The 6,754-nt window shown below is 38.3% G+C and carries 7 protein-coding genes; all 7 read right to left on the reverse strand.

Annotation, left to right across the window (positions count from 1 at the left end; genetic code table 11):
* Positions 1 to 155: 155 nt before the first annotated feature.
* Positions 156 to 356: a cold-shock protein gene (locus ACR65M_RS26070; protein ID WP_099351638.1), complete on the reverse strand. Its 201-nt coding sequence runs from the start codon at positions 354 to 356 to the stop codon at positions 156 to 158.
* A 130-nt stretch (positions 357 to 486) separates the two neighbouring features.
* Entirely contained in the window at positions 487 to 693 is a 207-nt protein-coding gene (locus ACR65M_RS26075; protein ID WP_121449666.1) for a cold-inducible protein YdjO-related protein, read from the reverse strand.
* Positions 694 to 1,069: 376 nt separating this feature from the next.
* Positions 1,070 to 2,026, reverse strand: coding sequence for an oligopeptide/dipeptide ABC transporter ATP-binding protein (locus ACR65M_RS26080; protein WP_121449665.1), 957 nt, complete (start codon positions 2,024 to 2,026; stop codon positions 1,070 to 1,072).
* A gap of 14 nt (positions 2,027 to 2,040) precedes the next feature.
* Positions 2,041 to 3,039: an ABC transporter ATP-binding protein gene (locus tag ACR65M_RS26085; protein WP_341331081.1), complete on the reverse strand. Its 999-nt coding sequence runs from the start codon at positions 3,037 to 3,039 to the stop codon at positions 2,041 to 2,043.
* A 34-nt stretch (positions 3,040 to 3,073) separates the two neighbouring features.
* The gene (locus tag ACR65M_RS26090) at positions 3,074 to 4,003 is read right to left on the reverse strand and encodes an ABC transporter permease (RefSeq protein ID WP_440274864.1); all 930 of its coding nucleotides are present in this window, start codon (positions 4,001 to 4,003) and stop codon (positions 3,074 to 3,076) included.
* On the reverse strand, positions 4,000 to 4,929 hold the full coding sequence (locus ACR65M_RS26095; protein ID WP_341331079.1) for an ABC transporter permease: 930 nt from the start codon (positions 4,927 to 4,929) through the stop codon (positions 4,000 to 4,002). Before ACR65M_RS26095 ends, ACR65M_RS26090 begins: the two co-directional genes overlap by 4 nt.
* Positions 4,930 to 5,025: 96 nt before the next feature.
* Positions 5,026 to 6,717, reverse strand: coding sequence for a peptide ABC transporter substrate-binding protein (locus tag ACR65M_RS26100; protein ID WP_440274865.1), 1,692 nt, complete (start codon positions 6,715 to 6,717; stop codon positions 5,026 to 5,028).
* Between the last annotated feature and the right edge of the window lie 37 nt (positions 6,718 to 6,754).

The following is a 6,754-nucleotide window of genomic DNA, read 5'->3' on the forward strand; positions in this document are numbered from 1 at the left end:
AAAAATAGATAAAGGAGAACTTGAGTTCACTCAAATTCTCCTTTATCACTATTCGAAGCTAGTTATGTCCCAGCCTCGTTTTTTAGTTCGGTTTTTAACAATAAAAAAACAGACTCTATAATAGAATCTGTTTTGAACGGTTTATTTTTGGTTCATTATGCCTTTTGAACATTAGCAGCTTGTGGTCCACGGCTACCTTCTTCGATATCGAACGTAACATCTTGACCTTCTTCTAACGTTTTGAACCCATCACCTTGGATAGCTGAAAAGTGAACGAATACATCGTCTCCACCTTCAACTTCGATAAATCCAAAGCCTTTTTCACTGTTAAACCATTTTACTTTTCCTTGTGCCATATTGTTTCCTCCTATGTAATGCAACAAAAGTTGTTGCAAGGTAATGCATGAATTATTATGTCCATAGAAAAAACATTTTATAACTAAAAAATTTTTTTCTATTTTTTGGTGGAGGAAACAAATAACGTTTTTATGCTAAAAAGCTTTTATTATGGTTGTTGACAACCTGTAATAATCTTGTATTGGTCTCCATCTCTGCTCCACATAATGGACAGGTTGGCTCTTGTGTGCTCTTAAAATTATCTCGTACCCATCCATTACATTCCTCAGATGTGCATTCCCACACCTTCGTTTCCTCAGTAACAATTTCTTCGACTGGTCTTCTTCCAAAAGCCATTCAAATCATCTCCTTTGTTTTGGTTGGCACGAAACTTATAGTAAATTATTGTTTAAAAAGATAAGCGCAAGGCGTTCGTCTATCGGTTACAAGCATAAGATAAGCACTGACAGGAGGTTTTTTTGCCTTCCGAAGCGATTCGCTTAGACCAAAGATCCGATAGCGCCTGGAGCTAGACAATAAAAAAACTTATTATAAAAAGTGTTCTTTGTGCGCTTTTAAACTTGATCAGCGCCACTACGGCTAACTTTGGCTTTAGAGCTTTTTGTTAACGCGAAGCTTCCTTGAGAAACTCCTTATAATAAGCATTACTATTAATTTATCTTAGTTAGTAAATATTATACCACTTTCTACCTATATTTGTAAAACGTAGGTATTAATCATAAAGATGACAAGCTGTGAAATGAGATGGCTTTACTTCCTTCCACTGTGGAACTTCAGTTGAACATCTTTCCATTGCATATTGGCATCTTGTTCGAAACACACAACCAGATGGTGGAGATAACGGGCTGGGTACTTCTCCTTCGAGTACAATTCGTTCACGATTCACTACCGGATCCGGAATTGGCACAGCGGATAATAATGCTTTTGTGTATGGATGTAGTGGTTCATCATAAAGGGACTCACTATTCGTAAACTCAACCATATTTCCTAAGTACATCACAAGAATTCGATCTGAAATATATTTGACCATTGATAAATCATGGGCAATAAATAAATATGTTAAATCCATTTTTTCCTGCAAACTCTTTAACAGATTAACTATTTGCGCCTGAATTGATACATCTAATGCTGAAATTGGTTCATCACAAACAATAAACTTTGGATTTAGAGCCAGTGCCCTGGCAATTCCAATTCGTTGTCTTTGTCCACCGCTAAACTCATGGGGGAATCGATTCGCATGCTCTGGACGAAGACCTACCAATTCTAAAAGTTCCTTCACCCTTTCCTTTCTCTTTTTACCTTTAGCAAGACCGTGGATATCAAGTGGTTCTGCAATAATATCCTCAATTTTCATTCTTGGATTCAAGGATGCATAGGGATCCTGAAAAATAATTTGAACATCTTTGCGAAGCTCCTTCATTTGTCTTGGATTAAACTGATAAATGTTTTTTCCTTCAAACAAGACTTCACCTGCTGTTGGTTCAATTAAGCGAATAATCGTTTTTCCTGCTGTTGATTTTCCGCAGCCACTTTCTCCAACTAGTCCAACTGTTTCTCCTTTATTTATGATTAAATTCAAATCATTAACCGCCTTTAACGGTTTCTTTTGGATAGAAAAGTATTTCTTAACATTTTTTATTTCAAGTAATGCGTTTGATTTCTCTACCACTTTCTTACCCCCCCCTATACATGATTTAAACGATTTTTAGCCATCGGATGATTTAACCAGCATGAACTGTGCTGTGTTGGGCTAACGCCTTCAAAAACTGGTTTATGTTCAGCACAAACTTTCATTGCCATTTCACACCTTGGATAGAATGAGCAGCCCTTAGGTGGGTACAGTAAATCTGGAGGAGTTCCAGTTATGGTGGATAGTTTTTCATGCTTATCCATATCTAGACGAGGTACGGATTTTAACAATCCTTTCGTATACGGATGAGTCGGATTTGAAAAGATCTCCTCGACACTACCAGTTTCAACAATTTCACCTGCATACATCACAACAACCTTACTGCACATTTCCGCTACAACACCAAGGTCATGGGTTATTAAAATAATCGAAGTGTTGGTTTGCTCTTGCAACTTCTTCATCAGTCTTAAAATTTGTGCTTGTATGGTCACATCTAGTGCAGTTGTAGGTTCATCAGCAATTAAAAGTTTCGGCTGACAGGCAAGGGCAATAGCAATCATAACCCGCTGTCTCATCCCACCTGAAAATTCATGTGGATATTGATGAATGCGCTTCTCCGGTTGAGGAATACCCACCATTTCAAGCATGTTTACGGCATACTCAAGTGCTTCTTTTTTTGAAACTTTTCTATGACGAATAATTCCCTCTGCAATTTGCAGCCCGATCCTAGTTGTAGGGTTTAACGATGTCATAGGATCTTGAAAAATCATCCCTACTTCATTTCCTCTAATTTTCTCCATCGCTTTTTCTGATTTTTGAACTAAATTATCTCCATTTAAAAGAATAGAACCATTTTCGATTTTTGCTTGTGGGCTTGGAAGAAGTTTCATAATCGATTTAGCCGTCACACTTTTACCACAGCCCGATTCACCAACAATAGCTATTGCTTCCCCTGTTTCTACTGAAAAGGAAACTCCTCTAACTGCCTTTACCTTTCCTGCACTTGTATCAAACGAAACATGCAAATCATTGATTACTAGTATATTTTCCATCTACTTTCCCCCTCTTCTAATCAATGCAGATATTCTATTTCCGCAATTTTGGATCAAGTGCATCTCTTAAACCATCTCCGAACACATTAAACGCGAACATTGTAAGTGAGATGAGAAAAGCTGGGAAAAATAATTGATAGAAATTCCCGATCAAAATACTGCCTAATGCATCATTCGCCATCGTACCCCAACTTGCCTTCGGAGCAGGAATCCCAAGTCCTAAAAAGCTAAGTGTTGCTTCAGCAAATATTGCAGTTGGAACAGTCAATGTGACATTTACTAAGATTGGCCCCATTGTATTAGGAATCATATGTCTTCTTAAAATCCAGGAGGTTTTTGCTCCCATCGCATTTGCTGCTTGGACGTACTCATACTCCTTGAGTTGAAGCACCTGCCCACGGACCAGCCTTGCCATTGGTATCCAACCTGTTATGGACATTGCAATAATAATTGCCCATAATCCTCTTTCAAGGACGATCATGACTAAAATGACCATAAGGAGATAAGGAATGGCATAAAGCACTTCCGCGATTCTCATCATAATATTATCGACTCTGCCACCGCGAATACCCGAAATACCTCCGTAAATAATCCCTGCTACAAAATCAATCAGAGCAGCCATTAGTCCAATAAATAAAGAAATTCGCGCACCATACCATGCTCGTGTAAACAAATCTCGTCCAGAAGCATCTGTTCCGAACCAATGCTCAGCATTCGGACGTAAGTTCTTTTTTGTAAAATCCTGCTCATAATACGTATATCCGTTTATATGGGGACCAATGATGGCCATGACCCCTATAATAATAATGATTATAAGCCCTAACATTGCTAATTTATTTTCCTTTAGGCGATTCCAAACGTCTCCCCAATAGGAAATACTTGGTCTCGCAATTCTCTCTGCTTCAGCATATTTCTGTTCAACTGGTGTAAACATATCTTCCGTTAGATTTGGTTGATTTTTCATTTGCTCTCCCCCGTTACCTTAATTCTTGGATCTATCCACGTGTAGGCGATATCAACAATCAGAATAAAAAGAATCAGGATGGCAGAATAAAAAATAGTCGAGCCAAGAATAACAGGGTAATCCCGATTAAAAATACTTGTTACAAACATTTCTCCCATACCAGGGATACCAAAGATTTTTTCAATAATAAAACTTCCAGTTACAATATTGGCTATCAAGATTCCTACAATTGTAACGACAGGTAAAATCGCATTTCGAATGGCATGCTTTAAAATAATCGACCCTTTTTTAAGTCCCTTTGCTTTTGCTGTTAAAATATAGTCCTGACTCATAACTTCAAGCATGCTGGATCTCATTAATCTCGCGATAAAGGCCATGGGCATCATCGCAAGTGATAGGGACGGCAATACGGTATGTGACCATGATTTCCATGTTGCAACAGGGAACCATCTTAATTCAACTGCCAGATAATTGATAAGAAAAGTTGCAAGAATAAAGTTCGGTACAGAAATTCCAATGATTGCGAGAATCATAGAGGAGTAATCAGGCCACCTATTTCGATAAAGGGCAGCAATAATTCCGAAAAGCAAGCCAAGTGGAATCGCAATCAGCAAGGCCTGTGTTCCTAAATGTAAGGAAACTGGGAAACCGTTCACGATTAGATCATTCACTGTTAGGGTTGAAGATTTATAAGAAGGCCCAAAATCAAACTGCAAAATAGAAAGTAGATAAAGACCATATTGTACATGTAAAGGTTTGTCCAAATTATAGTAGCTTTGTAGATTATTGTAGACTGCCTCTGGCATCGTTCCCTCTTGGGCAAATGGATTTCCTGGAATACTATGCATAAGAATAAAAGTTAGTGTGACGATCACCCAAAGGGTTACAACTGCTAGGACAATCCGTTTTCCAATATACTTAAGCATGTTATCCCCCTCTTAAATCTAAAGTGCTAGCCTTAGTTTCTATTTTATAAAAATCGGGGTATGCTAATTGCTAGCATACCTCGATTAACCTGATACTTAGTTTGTTATATCCGCATAGATGAACTGAGGATAACTATTAATTGGTGTAAAGATACCAGTTACATGTGGCTTCACAGTAAACGGTTTTGTATAGAAATAGATTGGGACAATCGGCATTTCCTCCATTAAGATCTTTTCAGCATCATGCATTGCCTTCATACGTTCTTCTTGATTCATTGTCGTTTTCGCAAGATTAACTAACTTGTCGTACTCAGCATTACTCCAGTTTGCGTCATTATATGGTCCATCCGTTACCCAAAGGTCCATAAATGTCATTGGGTCTACATAGTCACCAACCCAACCCGCTCTAGAGATTTGATAGTCTCCCGCTTTTTCACGGTCAAGTTTAACCTGGAATTCAACATTCTCTAAAGTAATCTCAACACCAAGGTTTTTGCGCCACATTTCTTGAACAGCTTCAGCTATCATCTTATGCCCTTCTGACGTGTTATAAGTTAATGTTACCGCTGGGAACTTATCGAGGCCCTCTTCAGCCAATCCTTCTTCCATTAACTTTTTCGCCTCATCAATATTTGCTTCAAATAGCTTACCTGTATTTTCTTGGAAGTCCCCTGCAACATCAGGAATTCCAGGTGGTACGACTGAATATGCTGGTGATTGTCCACCTTGTGCAACGTGTTCCACAATTGTTTCACGGTCAATTGCCATTGATAATGCTTTTCTAATCTTTGCATTATTAAATGGCGCCTTCTCCGTGTTTAAATTGTAATAATAAACAGAAAGGTCAGAACCAATTTCAAACTCAGGATTATTTTCAGCTTTTAGCTGACCAATTACATCCTGTGGAAGTGGGTAGACTAAATCCAATTCACCTGATTGATACATTTGCCAAGACGTGTTTTCATCATCAATAATGACAAATTGAACCTCATCTAGATTGATTTTATCTTTCTCGTAATAATTTTCATTTTTTGCAAGCTTCATGCTTTCTTTATGCTTCCACTCTGTTAATTTAAAGGCACCGTTTGAAACGTAGGATTCTGCTTCCTGGTACCAATTTGGATTTGCTTCCTGAACAGCTTTATTAATCGGATAGTACGTATAGAAAGATGTTAAGTCTAAGAAATATGGTGTAGGCTGTGCAAGCTTGACTTCTAACGTCGTATCGTCAACTGCTTTTACACCTACAGCAGCCTCAAGTGCTGCTAGATCAGCACCTTCTTCTGCCGAATTATATGCTTCTCCACCCTCTAAATAATAGAGTTGATAAGCATATGTAGACGCGGTCTCTGGATTCAAAGCGTATTTCCACGCATATTCAAAATCATGAGCGGTAACAGGGTCACCATTTGACCATTTTGCATCACTTCGAAGCTTGAATGTCCAAGTTAACCCATCCTCGCTCGGCTCCCATGATTCTGCCATACCGGCTACGATTTCACCTTCTGGTGTTTTCTTTGTCAATCCTTCAAATGCATGTTCAAGAATCCATGAATCATGAGTTCCTTGTGCAGTACCTGGGTGCAATGAACCAGGCTCCTCATTATTATTAAGGCGCAGAATCTTTGGTCCAGATGATTCCTGTTCGTTTTCTTTACCTTCCTCACTAGGAGTTGATGGCTTTTCTGGTTCATTTGACGTCGATTCACCACTAAAACAACCAGATAAAGCTAAAAAGATAGAAAGCAATATGAACTGACCTAGCCAAATGAGACATATATAAAACACCTATCCATATTAAATTTAACACTTTTTCATTAATTTG

Source organism: Ferdinandcohnia sp. SAFN-114 (assembly GCF_059415045.1).

Coding starts and splice junctions, on each gene's coding strand:
- ACR65M_RS26070 (WP_099351638.1), bottom strand. CDS start 356: ATGGCACAAGGAAAAGTAAAATGGTTTAACAGTGAAAAAGGCTTTGGA.
- ACR65M_RS26075 (WP_121449666.1), bottom strand. CDS start 693: ATGGCTTTTGGAAGAAGACCAGTCGAAGAAATTGTTACTGAGGAAACG.
- ACR65M_RS26085 (WP_341331081.1), bottom strand. CDS start 3,039: ATGGAAAATATACTAGTAATCAATGATTTGCATGTTTCGTTTGATACA.
- ACR65M_RS26090 (WP_440274864.1), bottom strand. CDS start 4,003: ATGAAAAATCAACCAAATCTAACGGAAGATATGTTTACACCAGTTGAA.
- ACR65M_RS26095 (WP_341331079.1), bottom strand. CDS start 4,929: ATGCTTAAGTATATTGGAAAACGGATTGTCCTAGCAGTTGTAACCCTT.